The following is a 16,737-nucleotide window of genomic DNA, read 5'->3' on the forward strand; positions in this document are numbered from 1 at the left end:
GAGTGGCACCATAGGCGCGTCTGCTGCAACTGTGAGGGATCTGTGCAGACGCAGGCACGCATCATGTCTGGTGATGAGCGGCAGGACGTGGGATGTAGGGGCTGCGGGCATATGCTTCCGGCAGATCCCACATCACGAAGGCAAGCAAGAGGCAAAAGCATGCAGGACTGGGATGCGGTCGTGATCGGTGGTGGCCCGGCCGGGTTAATGGCTGCGGGCGAAATCGCACGTCTGGGGCACCGGGTTCTGTTGGTTGAGGCCAAGCCCTCACCGGCCCGCAAATTCCTGATGGCAGGGAAATCCGGCCTGAACCTGACCAAGGACGAACCTTGTGAGGCTTTGTTGGCGCATTACCGTGAAGCAGCGGAGTGGCTGGGGCCGATGATCCGGGCTTTTGATGCAGCCGCTGTGCAGGATTGGGCGCGTGGATTGGGGCAGGAGCTGTTTACAGGCTCTACCGGGCGGGTCTTTCCTACCGTTATGAAAGGATCGCCTCTGTTGCGGGCGTGGCTCGCGGAATTGGACAGTCATGGCGTGACCCGGCAGCTTGGCTGGCGTTGGAGCGGTTGGCAGGACGGGCAACTGAAGTTTGAAACCGTCGCAGGGCCACAGTTTATTCGCGCGCGTGCGACCATACTTGCGCTGGGCGGAGCAAGCTGGGCGCGGCTTGGGTCCGACGGCGCATGGGCGGCGACATTGGCGGCACGCGGTGTGGCGCTCGCTCCGTTTCAGCCTTCGAATGCTGCGCTTTCGATCTCGTGGAGCGACCACATGACCCCGCATTTCGGAGCGGCGCTCAAGGCGGTGGCGTGGCAGGCGGGTGATCTGCAGGGACGCGGCGAGGCGGCGCTTGCAAAGCGCGGCATTGAGGGCGGCGGACTATACGCGCTGACACCTGCGCTGCGCGAAGGGAATGACTTGTTCGTAGATCTTGCACCGGATCTGACTGAAGATGACCTTGCAACACGTCTGGCGCGACCGCGCGGCAAGGCCAGCTGGGCCAACCATATGCGCCGGGTGCTGAAGATCACTCCAGTAAAAATGGCCTTGTTGCAGGAGTTTGGCCGCCCGCTCCCGCAGGATGCGCAGGAACTGGCGCGCGTCATCAAACATCTGCCAGTGCGTCACGCAGGCTTACGCCCGATAGATGAGGCGATCTCGACTGCGGGCGGTGTACGCCGTGATGCCCTTGATGACGGTCTAATGCTAAAAGCGATCCCCGGCACGTTCTGCGCCGGGGAAATGCTGGATTGGGATGCACCTACAGGCGGCTATCTACTGACTGCCTGCTTTGCCACCGGGCGCTGGGCCGGGCAGGCGGCTGCACGTTACTTGGCCAGTTCTGCAACACGCTGAAAGGCAGGACGTGCGCGCATGCGTTTGCCATAATCTAGCAGGGCTTCGCTCTCGACATCGAAATTCGCGCCCCGTGCCCAATTGAGACAGTGAGTGAGCAGAATATCAGCGATCGTGAATTGATCGCCTGCGATAAACTCATCTGTCAGCCGGGACTCAACCCGTTTTATCGAGTTGGAAAATTCCCACCGCAGCGAGGTTTTGACCTCTGGAACCCGGTGCTCTTCGGGCAGGACAAAGGTGTGACGGGCAGCGGCCCAGAGGATCGCGTCCATCTCGTCATTTATCATATTGGTGATCGAGTCCTGTTTGGCGCGTGCCAAGGTGCCCGCAGGCGCCGTCAGAGCCCCATGTTTGTCCGCCAAATAAGTGATGATCGCGATGGAATCGGTGATGCTTTCACCGGACTCGATCAAAACCGGGATCTTGCCCGAAGGGTTGGCAGCCCGGGCTTCATCGCTTTGTGGCTTTGCCGGGGTCAACTCATAGGCTTGCCCCAGTTCTTCCAGCGCCCAGAGCACTCGAAAGGTGCGGGTCAGTGGGAAGCCGATCACTTTATACATGAAAATTCTCCTCGCTCGCTTGCGGGCAGGTTTGCTGCGAGTGCGAGAAAGGTCAAGCGCTGCGTCACATCCTGACGCCGTGCAGTTCAGCGTGACCGAGCCAACATGGCCAACCGGATCATTGCACGTTCGGTCAGTGCCTGTGCCGGTGCACTTTGCCCGGCGGAGCGCAGTTGCAGGTCGGTATCGGTCAGAATCGTCAGCGCGTTTTGCAGCTTTTGCGCCCCCCAGCCCTGCGCCTGTCGCAGCATGCGGTCGCGCCGTTTGCCATATAGAGGCGGGCGTAAGCCGCCGATGCCCTGCGCGGGACCGCCGGGGTGGGCAGCGATGGTGTAAAGCGTGCGAAAATGCCGGGTCGCCCCGATACAGAGTGTCACCGCATTGGTGCCTTGTGCCTGTAGTCGGCGTAACACGGGACCAATATCGGTGCTGCGCCCTTCGGCCACTACATTCAGCAGATCATCCAATGCGGCCTCGGTGGATTGCGGTGCGACCGCGCCGATGTCTTCCAACGTTAGCGGTGTGTTATCGCCATGTTTATAGAGGCTCAGCTTTTCGATCATGCGGGAGAAATCGCCGGGGCCGATCTCATTGGCGATATCCGTCAGCGCCGACATGCTGTCACCGGGCACATCGCGCATGCCTGCTTCGCCCAAGATGCGCTCGATTTCGGCGCGCGAGGGCGGATCGTCATAAATGCCCGTAGCGTAAGCGTTGGTATGGGTTTCAAAGGCTTTGCGCAGCTTGGACGACGCCTTGAGCTGCCCGGCCGTGACCACGATTTGCGCGTCACCCGGCTGCCATTCCTGCAAGGCAGTGGTGATCGCCGGGGTTGCGGTGTCATTGGCATCCTCGACAAACACTGCGCGGATGCCGGGAAAGAAGCCCACCGCCTTGACCGCGTCCAGCAACTGGGCCGGGTCTTTGCGCAGATCACTTGCGGGCATGCGTGTAAGGCGCATCTCCTCTTCGGCACCGGGGCCAAGGAGGGCGGCCAGCATCTGCTGACGTTTGAGCGAAACACGCATCGCGTCCGCGCCGTAAATCAACAGCCCGGTCTTGCCGGGGTCGGGGCGGGCGAAATAGCCCTCGGCCTCGCGCGGGCTGAGTTTCATGTGCCGGTCGTCGTGCCCAATCCGGGCACCGCATAAAGTCGGGTCACGATCTGATCGGCGAGAATCACCATCAGGCGTTCGTGTGCGTCTGTCTCAGAGGCGAGGGTTTGCACCGTGGTGCCGCTGGCGGAATAGCCCGAGAAATTCTCGACCTCACCGCTGGCCACGATCTGCCCGTCCGACAGGCGCACGAGGCTGTAGCCTGCGGTTCCTGTCAGAGAATAGCGGGTGATGCTGCCCTCTGCGGTGATCGCTTGGCCGACTTCTTCGGTATCAAGGGTCAGATCCATACGATAGGTCGGAGCCCCGGTACGACCCAACCGGGTTTCTAGCCTGCGCACAAAGTAATAGGCGTCGGTATCGCGCGGGGCGCCAATGGTCTCTGGGGCTTGAAACGCGATCTGGCCGCGCAGCGCAGTGCCTGCGCCATTGGGACCATAGACCGGCTCAAACCCGCAGGCCGAAAGGCTGGCGCCAAGTGGCAGCGCCAGCGTGAATTTCAGGAATTTGCGTCGGTCAGGCAACGACATTGACGATCCGCCCCGGTACAACGATCACCTTCTTGGGTGCGGCACCTTCCAACACCCGCTGCACAGCTTCATGCGCCAGCGCCAGTTTTTCAACCTCTGCCTTGTCGAGATCCTTGGCAACGGTCAATTCACCGCGTCGTTTGCCATTCACCTGAATGGGCAGGGTCACGGTGTCCTCGACCAGCATCGATTCATCCGCGACCGGCCAGGGGGCATTGGCAATCAGACCTTCGCCACCCTGATGCGCCCAGATATCCTCGGACAGGTGCGGGGTCATCGGCGACATCAGCTGCGCCAAAGTCTTGATGGCTTGCTTTTGTACCGCGGCGCTGGCCTTGGATTTCGACAGCGTGTTGGTGAAGCCATAAAGCTTGGCGATGGCGGCATTGAAGCCAAAGCTCTCGACCCCCAGCGTCACATCACGGATCGCCTTATGCATCTCGCGCAAGAGATCCTCGTCGCCTTCGCCCTTGGCATCCGGGTCCATCTCGCCAATGCGATCACAGAGGTTCCAGACCCGGTTCAGGTGCTTATAGGCGGCTTCGGCGCCAGAGGCGGTCCATTCCACATCCCGTTCAGGCGGCGAATCGGACAGAACAAACCAGCGGGCGGTATCGGCGCCGTAGGTCGAGATGATCGCCAACGGGTCGACCACGTTGTTCTTGGACTTGGACATCTTGGCAGAGGGGATCACCTTGATCTGTTCGCCGGTCTCTTTGACGAAGACACCGCCGTCGCGCTCCTCGACCTCGCTCGGGTAGTGGTAGATCGCGCGGCCGTTATCGTCCTTGCGTTCGGCATTCTCATAGATCGCGTGTGTCACCATGCCCTGCGTGAAGAGCGCGTCAAACGGCTCTTTGGCGCTTTCGGGCAGATGGCCGCAGATGTGCATCGCGCGGGCAAAGAAGCGCGAATAGAGCAGGTGGAGAATCGCATGCTCGATGCCGCCGATATATTGGTCGACGTTCATCCAGTAGCTGGCCGCCTCCAGATCGGTCGGTGTTTCGGCGCGCGGTGCGGTGAAACGGGCGAAATACCAGCTGGAGTCCACGAAGGTATCCATCGTGTCCGTTTCTCGCTGGGCGGGCTTGCCACAGTTGGGGCAGGCGCAGTTGCGCCAGCTTGGGTGACGGTCCAGCGGGTTGCCGGGGACCGAGAAATCAATCGCCTTGCCGTCCTCGTCGTAAGGCAGCGCGATGGGCAGGTTCTCTTTCTTTTCCGGCACCACGCCGCAATCGGGGCAGTGGACGACAGGGATCGGGCAGCCCCAGTAACGCTGACGGGACAGACCCCAGTCGCGCAGGCGGAATTTGGTGACGCCTTCGCCCCAGCCTTCGGCCTCGGCCTTGTCGACAGCGGTGTTGACACCCTCTTCGCCGGTTTGTTCCTCCGCACCTGCAAAGCCGCGCACATAGCGGACTTTCTCGGCTTTGGTGGGCACATAGGCCTCGGTCAGAGCGTCGGCACCTGAGACCGGTTCCATCACCGGAATGATCGGCAGGTCGTATTTGGTGGCGAATTCAAAGTCGCGCTGGTCATGCGCCGGGCAGGCAAAGATCGCGCCGGTGCCGTAATCCATCAGGATGAAGTTGGCGATCCAGACCGGCAGCTCCCAGTTCGGGTCCAGCGGGTGCTTAACCCGCAATCCGGTGTCGTAGCCCAGCTTCTCGGCTGTTTCGATCGCCTCTTCGGTGGTGCCGCCCTTGCGGCATTCCGCAACAAAGTCTGCAACCTCTTGCGATTCGGCCTCAAGCTGCTTGGCAATCGGGTGATCCGGCGAGATGCCCACAAAGCTCGCGCCCATCAGCGTGTCGGGGCGAGTCGTATAGACCTCGATCGCCTCACCGCCATCGGTGCGCTCAAAGCTGAACTGAAGGCCACGCGATTTGCCAATCCAGTTTTCCTGCATCAGGCGGACCTTGGCGGGCCAGTTCTCCAGCCCGTCGAGTGCGCCCAGCAGCTCGTCTGAGTAGTCAGAGATCTTGAAGAACCACTGCGTGAGTTCGCGCCGTTCCACCAACGCACCAGAGCGCCAGCCACGCCCAGCCTCGACCTGCTCATTGGCCAGAACGGTCATGTCTACGGGATCCCAGTTGACCACGGCGTTCTTGCGGTAGACCAAACCTTTTTCAAGGAAATCAAGGAACAAGGCCTGCTGCTGGCCGTAGTATTCGGGATCGCAGGTGGCGAACATGCGCGACCAGTCGAGCGAGAGGCCCAGCGGCTTCATCTGCTCGACCATCGTGTCGATGTTCGAATAGGTCCAGTCCTTGGGGTGCCCGCCCGACGCCATCGCGGCGTTTTCCGCAGGCATGCCGAAAGCGTCAAACCCCATCGGGTGCAGCACGTTATGGCCGGTGGACAGCTTGTAGCGCGCGATCACGTCGCCCATCGTGTAGTTGCGCACATGGCCCATGTGCAGCTTGCCGGATGGGTAGGGGAACATCTCCAGCACATAGTACTTGGGTTTGCTATGATCTTCGTTCGCTTGGAAAATGGCGGCCTCTTCCCAGGCTTTTTGCCATTTGGCTTCGATGTCCGAGGCTTCGTAACGCGACATGTGAGCGGTCCTTTAGACTAAAAACGCCGGGCTTTAGACCCGGCGCTTCTGATACGTGGTATTCTTGTTGGGTTCCAGTGCAGAGGCGTCAGATCTTCTTGTCGGCCATGCGTAGCTGACGCGCACGAGAGAGAATCGCATCCTCTACGGCGCGCGCGGTTGCAGAGCTGACAGCGCCACCGCGGCTTTGGAGCGCGACATTGAGGGCGCGCGCCTCAAGTGCGGGGTCTTTGATGTGAATCGTTGCGCGATAGGCGCGACCGCCACCGGGCGGTGTGCCGTAACCTGTGATGATAACGCCAGTGAAGGGGTCAACGGACTGAACCGGCAGGAAATCAAGCACATCAAGGCTCGCGGCCCAAAGGTAGCGATTCACCTGAACGCGCTGCTCGCTTTTGCGCGGACCGAAGGCTTCCCAGATTGTGGTCTTGTCGTCTTTGGCCTCACGCCCTTCGCCAGCGAGGACGATCGTATCGGACTTATCGACTTCTGTGCTGGTGTCGAGCGAACGGAATGCACCGCAAGAGGCTGTGACAGCCAGCGCTGAAAGAAGGAAAAAGGTCTTGATACCACGCATATTGACCGGGCCCGCTCCTGAATTTGCAGTTGAACTACTCCTAGACAAGCGGGCATGCGCCAACAAGCCTATTCTTTTAAAGACTCGTTTCTGCTGTGTTTTCGCGGGGCTTGTGCCGAAACGGACTGTGGCCTCGATGCATCATTTGGTTGATGAATGGTTTTCAGCTTTCAGCACACGCTTGCTTCATGACCCCAAAACGAGCGAGAGGATGTGCGTACTTGAGGAGCGAAGTGGCGTCAGCCGATTGCTTCTTTGGAAATTCAAACCCGAGGGAAAACCATGAAAAAGATTCTCTTCGCTTCGACCGCACTGGTCGCGACCGCAGGCGTCGCAGCAGCAGAAATCACCATCGGCGGCTCCGCACGCTTTGGTCTTGCATACGACGAGTCCCAAGCTGATGAGACCCGCATCGAACAGCGTATGCGCGTTAACATCACCGGCATCGCGGAAACCGACGCTGGCGTGAAGCTGGAAGCACGCTTCCGTCTTGAAGCCAACGAAGACTCCCATGCAAACGACATCTCCGGTCGTGGCCCGGGCGCAGCTGGTTTCGCAGTGTCCTATGGTGGTCTGCGTGTTGACGTAGGTAACGTGTCCAACGTTCTGGACTCCGGTGACCAGGTTGACTACTACGGCTACGGCATCGGCTTCACTTCATTCCTGGAAGCGAACTCCAACTTCAACGGCCCGGCAACCGGTTTTGGTGCTGACAGCAAAGACTTCACCACCATTAAAGCTCGTTACACCGTTGGTGACTTCTCTGCATCCGTTTCTTACAAAGAGACCCGCGCGCAGGCAGCAGTAGCGGTTTCCCCCGGTGTTGGTGGCTCCCTTGCAGTTGCAGCTGACGAAGAATGGCAGCTGGGTCTGGGCTACACCCTGGCAAACGGCATGGCGATCGGCGCAGTTTACTCTGACACCGACTCCGCAGGCGACTACTGGGTTCTGGGCCTGAACGGCACCGCAGGCGCAGTTGGCTACACCGTAATGGTTGGCGACGGCGACAACCAGCAGGACGTGTCCGTGTCCGCATCCATCAACTACGAAGTGTCCTCCGCGACTTCCATCCGCGCACTGGTTGCTGACGGTGGTGTGACCGGCGCAGACACCGCATACGGTCTCGGCTTCCGCCACGGCCTCGGCGGTGGTGTGACCCTCGCAGGTGGTGTTGGTTCCGACTCCTCCGGCAACACTCTGGCAGACCTCGGTGTGTCCTTCTCCTTCTAATTGGAGAACGGAACCACTCGGTTCTTGGGGCGGGCTCTTCGGAGCTCGCCCTTTTCTTTTGTGCGTAAACAGTGTTTTGTTCGGCCAAACAGCCCCCTAGCTAAACGAGGCCGAGATGTCGCTGAGTGAGATCAAATCCCGCATTGCCGCCGCTGAAACCGCTGCGGGTCGCGCGCCCGGATCAGCAGAACTGATCGCCGTGTCCAAAGTGCAGCCCAACGAGCGGGTTGAAGCTGTCCTTGAGGAAGGGCACAGGATTTTTGGAGAGAACCGCGTACAGGAAGCGGCGGGCAAATGGCCCGAATTTCGTGAAAAATTCTCAGATGTGGACCTACACCTCATTGGCCCCCTGCAAACCAACAAAGCACGGCAGGCGATGGAATTGGTCAACGCCATCCATTCCGTAGATCGTCCGAAACTGGCTACAACGCTTGCGCGCCTCGCTCAGGAGCTTGGGCACTGCCCGGAGCTGTTTATTCAGGTCAATACCGGTGAAGAAGAGCAGAAAGCGGGTATCCTGCCCAAGGACTCTGATGGCTTCATTCAGGAATGCCGCGCGCTTGACCTGCCGATCAAGGGGCTGATGTGCATCCCGCCGGTGGATGAAGAGCCAAGCCTGCATTTTGCGCTGCTCGCCAAAATCGCCGAGCGCAACGGGTTGAGCGGACTCTCCATGGGTATGAGTGGAGATTTTGAGAGCGCCATTGCGCTTGGTGCCACCCATGTGCGGGTCGGCTCGGCAATCTTTGGGGAGCGCGCCTATTCAGCGTGACTGCACGATGACCCGAGCGCCCGGTTGTAGGCGCTCGGCAATCCAGCGCAGGTTTTGGCGTGAAAAGGCAATGCAGCCTTCTGTTGGATAGCCGGGCCTTCGCCATTGATGCAGAAAGACCGCCGAGCCGCGCCCTTTGACGGAGTTGGGCCAGTTCCAATCCGTAACCAACACCAGATCATAGAGCGGATCGGCGCGGCGCAAGGTCTCATGACTGAAAGCGTAAGGCGCGCGCACCATGTGATTATAGTCCTGCGCTTCGCCATCATCCGACCACAGATCACCGGGGAGAATCGGTGTGGCCCAATCCTGCGGCGCTGGGATACGGTCCGGGCGATATAGCATGCCGACAATGCGGTGAGTGCCCACAGGTGTGGCCCCGTCGCCTTCGCGTTTGTTTGGCGCAATGCCCCCTTTGCCGATAGTGCAGGGAAATCTCCGCCCCATGAAACGCAGTCCGTTTGGGGTTAAAACCAGATCCGAAGGGGTCATAACATGTGGCCCGATTTGCTGGCTTTGGTTGCGAGGTAATGGCGGTTGAACTCGTTTTCGCCAACTTTCAGCGGAACCCGTTCCACCACCGTGATGCCGGTTTTCTCCATCATTGCAATCTTGCCGGGGTTGTTTGTCATCAGCCGGACAGATGAAAACCCCAGTTCGCGCAGGATCGAAGCCCCGAGTCGGAAATCGCGCTCGTCATCCTCAAATCCAAGCCGGTGATTGGCCTCAACTGTGTCAAAGCCCTGATCCTGCAGGGAATAAGCGCGCATCTTATTGGCGAGGCCAATGCCGCGTCCCTCTTGGTTGAGATACAACAGCACGCCTGCGCCCTCCGTTCCCATTTGCCCCAGAGCACCGCGCAGTTGCGGCCCGCAGTCGCATTTGAGCGAACCGAGCACGTCACCGGTAAAGCAGGCAGAATGAAGCCGAGCCAGAACCGGCGTATTTCGGTCCGGGCGCCCGATCTCGATTGCGTAATGTTCTTCACCGCCATCCTCGGGACGGAAGATGTGCAAGCGCCCGGCTTGCGATGCCTCCATCGGCAGGCGCGCAGCTGCAACCGGATGTAGCGGCGAGCTTTTATTAAGGAGCGGCTCAGTAGCGGATTGGGGCAGGAGAGTCAAATCGTGTTTGAGGGCAAAGTCTCCTGCATTTTCTAGGGCGACATAGACGGTCGCAGGCAGGAGGCGCGCGGATTTCACCAATGCGATGGCAAGGCGGGGGAGCGTCGCATCACCGCTGCGCGCACTCGTCAGTGGTCCCTTCATCGGCGTCTGCAGGTCATCTGCCGGGTCAGCAATGGCCTCAATCCAGCCAAGCTCCACATCTGTCGGAACGGCGATCCGCGCGATGTCCTCGTCATAGACGCGAGCCTTTAACGTGGCGGCACGCCGCGCGGTCAATGCGAGCGACACTTGCCCCAAATCGCGCAGATCTGCGAGGCGGGCAGCACTCAGGCTTTCGACCGCGATTGCAAGAATAGCGGTGTCACCTGTGGTCAGGATCACCGGTAATCCCATCCTCAGATCCACTCTGGCACGGGCAATCCGCTCCAGCATTGTCGGCAATAGGCTCATCAGGTCTTGGTTCCCGGCTGTAACATCAGGAGCCTACTCCTATGCTCAATTGCTGCAAAAGTGAAATATTTCCGCCTCAGAGGACACGTCGACGTGAAGCGATCACCGCGAAGCTTGTTCTTTCGTGAGCTTGCGCACATCTGTGAAAACAAGACACCAGGAGAGACCCGATGGCCCAGTTGAAGAAAATCCTGCTCGTTGATGATGACGAGGATCTGCGCGAGGCGCTGAGCGAACAGCTTGTTATGACCGAAGATTTCGACGTCTTCGAGGCTGGCGACGGGCAGCGCGCGATGGAACGCGCCAAGGAAGCGATCTACGATCTGATCATCCTTGATGTGGGCCTTCCGGACACTGATGGGCGCGAATTGTGCCGTTTGATGCGCAAACAAGGCGTGAAGTCTCCGATCCTGATGCTCACTGGGCACGACAGTGATGCGGACACGATTTTGGGCCTCGATGCGGGTGCCAACGACTATGTCACGAAACCGTTCAAGTTCCCGGTCCTCTTGGCACGTATCCGCGCCCAGTTGCGCCAGCACGAACAATCCGAAGACGCGGTTTTTGTGTTGGGGCCCTATACGTTCAAACCTGCGATGAAGATCCTGATCACCGAGGACGAGCGCAAAATTCGTCTGACGGAGAAGGAAACCAACATCCTGAAGTTCCTCTACCGCTCCAACGACGGCGTGGTGCCCCGCGACGTTTTGTTGCATGAGGTCTGGGGTTACAACGCAGGGGTTACAACGCATACCCTAGAGACCCATATATACCGTCTACGCCAGAAGATTGAGCCCGACCCGTCGAATGCGAGACTTCTTGTGACGGAATCAGGCGGTTACCGGTTGGTGGCCTAAGCGACAATCAGGTGCGGAACAAGTTTCGACCACACACGTTATACGGTCGAACCACACGAGAGATCCCGCGCATATCCGGGTCATGATATGCATCCTCCCTGTTGGACTGGCCGGGCTTCGTGCCCGGCCTTTTTTTGTGCCGTGTCAGGCTGTGCGGTGCAAAACGCGCAGGCGGCTCTCGAACTCACCACGATCCACGTAGCATCCGTGTAGGTGGCGATAGCCTGTTTGCGGATCAAAGGCGTCACGCCCGTGCAGGATGCGGCGATTGTCAAATACCACCATCTCTCCGCCCCTGAGCTTGAGTGTCACGAGGTATTCAGGCGACCGCGTCATAATCATAAACTGCCGATAGGCTCGGTAGTAGCGCTGCATCAAGGCGGGTTCGAGGTCGAAGATATCCGCCAGATGGGCGTTAAAACAGATCTCGATCACGCGGCCCTCTTCGTCGAGGTTGATGACCTTCTTGCGGTTGCGAATGTCGGTCTCATGATCGTGAAAGCGAAACGGGACCGAGACGGTGGAGAGCAGCTCAAAACTCTCGGGATCTTGGTCGCGCAGGTCCTCGGCGATGGCGTAGCCGTCACAAAACAGCGAGCCACCCCCGACAGCCTCATTGGCGAGGCAGTGCAGGAACTGAAACCCCGGCGGTAGCTCCTGATTGGTCAGATCCGTGTGCAGGGGCAGAGCGATCGGTGTGTAGGCGAGGTTGTTGGGATTGGGTTTGGATTTCACCTCAAACGTGACGCCAAAATTTGTCTGCCGCAGAAAGCCGATGCGGCGCGCGACCTCCATGCCGGCCTCGGTTGTGTCCGCAAGCCCTTCGACGATCGAGACGCCGATGATCTGGGTTTGCTCCAGCCAGTCCCGCAGCATGCGGTCCGAGGCCAACACCTCCTGCGCCGCGACGCGGGGTATGCCGTTTGCGCCCAGATCACTGCGCCAGGATTGAAACCCTGTGTGGGCCGGATCGGATACGCGTGTGCCCGGCACATACGCGCGCAACCAAGCCAAATCAAAGCGACTGCTGCTCTGGGACTCATCCTGCCAGTGAGCCACGAGATGCGAGCCTGAGATCGCAACGGATGCTGCGGTGAGGTCGGGTGGGATCGCGGAGAGATCGGTGACCCGCTCCTGTGTGTCGGGGTGAAACCCGGCGGGGTCATTGTCGCGCAACCAGATATAGGGGTAGCGGGCGGATGTGCCATCGGTGAAAGAGACGAGAACGCATGCGTCCTCGGGCTGCAAAACGGCCTGTGCCATGAGAATCCTCCTGGCGTTTGGGATGCTAATTGTGGTGGAAACGCCCCGTCAGGGCGCAGCATCAGGTGCCGGTGGCGGCCACCAGTCATAGGCCTTTTTGTAGGGGTGTCCGGGGCGTTGCCCCAATACCGGTACCATGGGTTTGGCCAGTTCGTTCGTGGGTTGCTCTTGTCAATGTAAAGTATGTGGCACCGCCCTTTGCAAGCAAATTCACGGCGTGGTGATTGCGCAGGAAACCGCATTCACCCCACTGGTATCTTGGGCAGAGCGCAGGCAATATCCCCACAAACACTTGCCAGAGATAGAGAGCCCGCATGTCCTTTACCCTTGCCACATGGAACATCAACTCCGTGCGTCTGCGCGAACCGATTGTCATCAAGCTGCTGCAAGAAGAAGGGCCGGATGTGCTCTGCCTGCAAGAGTGCAAAAGCCCGGTCGAGAAGATCCCGATGGAGGCATTCCGCGAGTTGGGCTATCAGCACATGATTGCACGCGGGCAAAAGGGCTATAATGGCGTCGCGATCCTGTCACGGCTGCCGATCGAGGATGTGGGCGACAAGGATTTTGCCAGCCTCGGCCATGCCCGCCATGTGGCGGGGCGGCTGGAAAACGGTGTGACCATCCACAATTTCTATGTGCCCGCTGGCGGTGACGAGCCGGATCGCGAGAAAAACGTGAAATTCGGCCAGAAGCTCGACTATCTGACCGAGATGCGGGACTGGTTCCATGCGGACCGGCCCGAGAAGTCGGTGCTGGTCGGGGATCTCAATATCGCGCCGCGCGAGGATGATGTCTGGGACCACAAGAAACTGTTGAAGGTGGTGAGCCACACGCCGATCGAGGTGGAGCATCTGGCGCAGGTGATGGAGGCGGGCGGCTGGGCCGATGTCACGCGCAAGGATATCCCCGAAGGGCAGCTTTATAGCTGGTGGAGCTATCGGGCCAAGGACTGGGACGCCGCCGACAAGGGGCGCAGGCTGGACCATGTCTGGACCACGCCCGACATCACCAACGCCACGCACTCCAGCCGCATCCTGCGCGACGCGCGCGGGTGGGAAAAGCCAAGTGATCACGCGCCGGTTTTTGCGACGTTTGATCTCTGAGATCCGGGATCAAAGGTCGGGGAGGCTCCCGCCAAAAGGCGCGCGCCCCAAGGGGCGCGCATTTTTGTTGGGCCGAGCGCCGCACCTGCCGGTGCGGCGTGCGCAAGACGCACGCTTGACGCAAAACTCATCCCTTGGTTTTCCGGCGCTGAAATCGCATATAGGGCGCAAGCAAGACTCGAAAAGGAGTGCAGAGCAATGATGGACATTCTGGGCGGTGGAGCCAATGCGGCCCCTGCGGGCGATCTCATCAAGGATGTGACCGAAGAGACCTTCATGGCTGAGGTGGTCGATGCCTCCATGGAAGTTCCGGTCATCGTGGATTTCTGGGCACCGTGGTGTGGCCCCTGCAAGACGCTGGGCCCGATGCTGGAGGCGGCAGTGACCAAGGCCAAAGGCGCGGTCAAAATGGCCAAGATCAACGTCGATGAAAATCAGCGTCTGGCCGCTGCACTCGCGCAGCAGGGGCTGCCGCTTCAGTCAATTCCGACGGTGGTCGGGTTCTATCAGGGCCGTCCCGTGGACATGTTCCAAGGTGCGCTGCCGCAATCTGAAATCGACGCTTTCCTGCAAAAGCTTGCAGAGGCCGCGGGCAGCACTGCCGATGGTGGCCTCGGCGAGGCCATCGAGACCGCTGAGCAGATGCTGGAAGAAGGCGCGGCTCAGGACGCAGCGCAAGTCTTTGCCGCGATCCTTGGCGAAGACGACAAGAACGCCGCGGCCTACAGCGGCCTTGCACGTTGTCACGTCGCGCTGGGGGAACTTGATCAGGCCGAAGCGGTGCTGAACGGCGCACCTGCCGAGATTTCCACCGCAGCCGAAATTGAAGCCGCGCATGCCCAGATTGAACTGGCACGGCAGGCGGAAAACGCAGGTCCCGTGGCGGAGCTGCGTGCGGCGGTTGACGCCAACCCAGATGACCATCAGGCCCGGTTCGATCTGGCACAGGCGCTGCACGCCGCAGGTGAGGCTGAGGCCGCAGTGAATGAACTGCTGGAGCTGTTCCGGCGTGATCGCGAGTGGAATGAGGGTGCGGCCAAGGCCCAGCTCTTCACCATTTTCGAGGCCCTGAAGCCGAATGATCCGGTGGTGCTGAATGGCCGCCGCAAACTGAGTTCTATGATATTTGCCTGACGCGATCGCGGCGCTAGGTTCTCAGTCATGATAAAAGCCGCAGACCTGCCGGATACGATCCCTGTCTTCCCTTTGCCCGGAGCACTCTTGCTGCCTCGGGCAAAGCTACCTCTGCATATCTTCGAGCCGCGCTATTTGCAGATGCTTGAGGATGCGCTCAAAACACGGCATCGGGTCATCGGGATGATCCAGCCCTGTGGTTCCCGTAATGCGGACAGCTCGGGCTTGCACGCTATTGGCTGTGCCGGGCGCGTGACCCAGTTTTCCGAGACCGAGGACGGGCGGTACTTCATCACGCTTTGTGGCCTTTCGCGGTTTCGTGTGAAGGCAGAGGTGGAGGGGTTCACCCCTTATCGGCGCTGTTCTGTCGATTGGAACGGGTTTGATGCGGACCTTGGTCAGACTGAGCGCGACGAAGGGTTTGATCGCGCGGCCTTGATGGGGCTCTTAGGGCGCTATCTGGATGCACGCGGGATGTCGACGGATTGGGGCGTGCTGGACGAGGCGGGCGATGAGCTTTTGGTAAATTCGCTGTCCATGCTTCTGGATTTTGAACCCGAGGACAAGCAGGCTCTGCTAGAGGCACCAAGCCTGACAACCCGGCGTGAAACGCTGGTCACATTGATGGAGTTCGCTCTACGCGGCGGCTCGCTTGAGGAAAAACTGCAATGAATGACACAACACCTGCTTTTGACCGGCACATGCTGGAGGCGCTCGTGTGCCCGGTTACTCAGACGGTGCTGGAATATGACGCCGAGGCGCAGGAGCTGATTTCGCGGCCTGCAAACCTTGCCTTTCCGATCCGCAACGGTATCCCCGTGATGCTGACGGATGAGGCGCGCCCGCTGGAGTAACCTTGCACCGGGCGCGCGGTCAGAGCGGGCGCCCGCGCAACAGACGCGGCAGATCCCCCGAGAGCCCTGCGGCTTCGCGCACGAAACCCCGACGCAGGCTCGGCAGCGCATTGGTCAGACCGAGGCCGAGGTCACGGGTGGCACGCAGGATCGGATTGTCATTGGAAAACAGCTTGTTGAACACATCTGTCGCCAGTGCCAAGGACGTCGTGTCAAACCGCCGCCACTGCTGATACCGCGCCAGCACAAGCGGGCTTGCGATGTCCTCACCGCGCCGCGCGGCATCCGTCAGCACTTCGGCAAGGCTCGCAATATCGCGCAGACCGGCATTGAGTCCCTGACCCGCGATCGGATGCAATCCATGTGCCGCATCCCCGACCAGGGCCAACCGTTCGCCGTAGAACGCATTGGCAAGGCTCAGTTTCAGCGGATAGCTGAAGCGTTTTCCCTCTAGCCCGATCTCTCCGAGAAATGACCCAAATCGCGGGCGCAGCACGGTGAGGTAGTCCTCATCCGAGAGTGCTTGAATGCGCGCAGCCTCTGCGTGGGTTTCGCTCCAGACGATGGAACTGCGATTGCCGGGTAGGGGCAGGATCGCCAGCGGCCCCGGCGGCATGAAGAACTGATGCGCGATGCCGTCGTGCGGCTGCGCGTGCGAGATGGCGCAGACCAGCGCGGTCTGGCCATAGTCCCAGCCCATGCGCTTGATACCTGCGCGTTCTGCGGTGCCGCTTTGGCGACCGTCCGCGCCCACCAAAAGCGCGCCAGAAAGCTGCGAGCCATCCTCAAGCGTCACGGTAACCGCATCTGTGCTGACGGTCTGGGCGATCACCCGCTGACCAGAGATTTGCGTGATCTTAGGTTCGGCATCCAGCGCCTCCAACAGGGCGCGGCGCAAGTAGCGGTCCTCGACCATGTAACCCATCGGGCCTTCATCCAGATCGCTTTCTTCAAAATGCAAAAAAAGCGGTGAGGGGCCGCGTCCGGCGATACCGTCACTGACTTTGATTTCATTCATCGGCTGCGCGTGAGCCTCTATGCGCGACCACACTCCGATCTGTTGCAAAAGCCGCGCAGAGGCGAGCGCCAGCGCGTAGGAACGGCCATCAAAATCGGCATCCTCGCGGGTCGGCGCGGGCAGCGCATCAATCAGCGTCATAGAATGTCCGGCCTGCGCCAGCGCAAGGGCGAGCGAGGGGCCGTTCAGGCCGCCGCCCACGATCAGGATATCACGCATATCAGTCAT

General features: G+C 60.1%; 17 protein-coding genes. 8 read left to right on the top strand and 9 right to left on the bottom strand.

Translation table 11 applies throughout. From position 1 onward, the window contains the following. Window positions 1–159 precede the first annotated feature (159 nt). The gene (locus UB90_RS06495; RefSeq protein ID WP_065325453.1) at window positions 160–1,356 is read left to right on the top strand and encodes a TIGR03862 family flavoprotein; all 1,197 of its coding nucleotides are present in this window, start codon (window positions 160–162) and stop codon (window positions 1,354–1,356) included. Here the strand turns inward: UB90_RS06495 and UB90_RS06500 are convergent. The 5 genes from UB90_RS06500 to UB90_RS06520 form a co-directional block, all read right to left on the bottom strand. Next, window positions 1,329–1,919, bottom strand: coding sequence for a glutathione S-transferase family protein (locus UB90_RS06500; protein ID WP_065325452.1), 591 nt, complete (start codon window positions 1,917–1,919; stop codon window positions 1,329–1,331). The genes UB90_RS06495 and UB90_RS06500 overlap by 28 nt on opposite strands. Window positions 1,920–2,005: 86 nt before the next feature. Then, window positions 2,006–3,034 carry a DNA polymerase III subunit delta gene (gene holA, locus UB90_RS06505; RefSeq protein WP_065325451.1) on the bottom strand — a complete coding sequence of 343 codons (1,029 nt, stop codon included), beginning with the start codon at window positions 3,032–3,034 and terminating at the stop codon, window positions 2,006–2,008. Next, on the bottom strand, window positions 3,031–3,564 hold the full coding sequence (lptE, locus tag UB90_RS06510; protein ID WP_065325450.1) for an LPS assembly lipoprotein LptE: 534 nt from the start codon (window positions 3,562–3,564) through the stop codon (window positions 3,031–3,033). The genes holA and lptE overlap by 4 nt, the downstream gene beginning before the upstream one ends. Continuing rightward, window positions 3,551–6,124, bottom strand: coding sequence for a leucine--tRNA ligase (leuS, locus tag UB90_RS06515; protein ID WP_065325449.1), 2,574 nt, complete (start codon window positions 6,122–6,124; stop codon window positions 3,551–3,553). Before leuS ends, lptE begins: the two co-directional genes overlap by 14 nt. An 88-nt stretch (window positions 6,125–6,212) precedes the next feature. Then, window positions 6,213–6,701, bottom strand: a complete 489-nt coding sequence (locus tag UB90_RS06520; RefSeq protein ID WP_065325448.1) for a DUF3576 domain-containing protein — start codon at window positions 6,699–6,701, stop codon at window positions 6,213–6,215. 282 nt (window positions 6,702–6,983) lie between these two features. On the opposite strand from UB90_RS06520, the gene UB90_RS06525 reads away from it, so the two are divergent. Continuing rightward, window positions 6,984–7,931, top strand: coding sequence for a porin (locus UB90_RS06525; RefSeq protein ID WP_065325447.1), 948 nt, complete (start codon window positions 6,984–6,986; stop codon window positions 7,929–7,931). A 115-nt stretch (window positions 7,932–8,046) separates the two neighbouring features. Then, complete coding sequence (locus tag UB90_RS06530) at window positions 8,047–8,703, top strand: YggS family pyridoxal phosphate-dependent enzyme (protein WP_065325446.1); 657 nt, start codon at window positions 8,047–8,049, stop codon at window positions 8,701–8,703. Here UB90_RS06530 and UB90_RS06535 read toward each other — a convergent pair. Together UB90_RS06535 and ribA are read right to left on the bottom strand one after the other, a co-directional pair. After that, a complete protein-coding gene (locus tag UB90_RS06535) occupies window positions 8,695–9,195 on the bottom strand; it encodes a L,D-transpeptidase family protein (protein ID WP_065325445.1) in 501 nt (166 codons plus the stop codon). The genes UB90_RS06530 and UB90_RS06535 overlap by 9 nt on opposite strands. Next, window positions 9,192–10,280: a GTP cyclohydrolase II gene (ribA, locus tag UB90_RS06540; protein ID WP_065325444.1), complete on the bottom strand. Its 1,089-nt coding sequence runs from the start codon at window positions 10,278–10,280 to the stop codon at window positions 9,192–9,194. The genes UB90_RS06535 and ribA overlap by 4 nt, the downstream gene beginning before the upstream one ends. A 170-nt stretch (window positions 10,281–10,450) precedes the next feature. Between ribA and UB90_RS06545 the strand changes: the two genes are divergently transcribed. Next, a complete protein-coding gene (locus UB90_RS06545; protein ID WP_065325443.1) occupies window positions 10,451–11,137 on the top strand; it encodes a response regulator transcription factor in 687 nt (228 codons plus the stop codon). A gap of 144 nt (window positions 11,138–11,281) precedes the next feature. On the opposite strand, the gene UB90_RS06550 is transcribed toward UB90_RS06545, so the two are convergent. After that, window positions 11,282–12,400 (bottom strand): TauD/TfdA family dioxygenase, encoded by a 1,119-nt coding sequence (locus UB90_RS06550; RefSeq protein WP_065325442.1) that lies wholly within the window; start codon window positions 12,398–12,400, stop codon window positions 11,282–11,284. A gap of 314 nt (window positions 12,401–12,714) precedes the next feature. Here UB90_RS06550 and UB90_RS06555 point away from each other — a divergent pair, with 314 nt between their 5' ends. The 4 genes from UB90_RS06555 to UB90_RS06570 all read left to right on the top strand — a co-directional run bounded on the left by UB90_RS06555 (window position 12,715) and on the right by UB90_RS06570 (window position 15,491). Next, window positions 12,715–13,503, top strand: coding sequence for an exodeoxyribonuclease III (locus tag UB90_RS06555; RefSeq protein ID WP_065325441.1), 789 nt, complete (start codon window positions 12,715–12,717; stop codon window positions 13,501–13,503). Between the two features lie 198 nt (window positions 13,504–13,701). Beyond that, window positions 13,702–14,637, top strand: coding sequence for a thioredoxin family protein (locus tag UB90_RS06560; protein ID WP_065325440.1), 936 nt, complete (start codon window positions 13,702–13,704; stop codon window positions 14,635–14,637). Between the two features lie 27 nt (window positions 14,638–14,664). Beyond that, window positions 14,665–15,309 (top strand): LON peptidase substrate-binding domain-containing protein, encoded by a 645-nt coding sequence (locus tag UB90_RS06565; protein WP_065325439.1) that lies wholly within the window; start codon window positions 14,665–14,667, stop codon window positions 15,307–15,309. Further along, window positions 15,306–15,491, top strand: coding sequence for a Trm112 family protein (locus UB90_RS06570; protein ID WP_005617162.1), 186 nt, complete (start codon window positions 15,306–15,308; stop codon window positions 15,489–15,491). Before UB90_RS06565 ends, UB90_RS06570 begins: the two co-directional genes overlap by 4 nt. A 19-nt stretch (window positions 15,492–15,510) precedes the next feature. Here the strand turns inward: UB90_RS06570 and UB90_RS06575 are convergent, their stop codons facing one another. Further along, window positions 15,511–16,737 (bottom strand): FAD-dependent monooxygenase, encoded by a 1,227-nt coding sequence (locus tag UB90_RS06575; RefSeq protein WP_065325438.1) that lies wholly within the window; start codon window positions 16,735–16,737, stop codon window positions 15,511–15,513.

The sequence above is a fragment of the Tritonibacter mobilis genome (genome assembly GCF_001681715.1).
Lineage (GTDB): Bacteria > Pseudomonadota > Alphaproteobacteria > Rhodobacterales > Rhodobacteraceae > Epibacterium > Epibacterium mobile.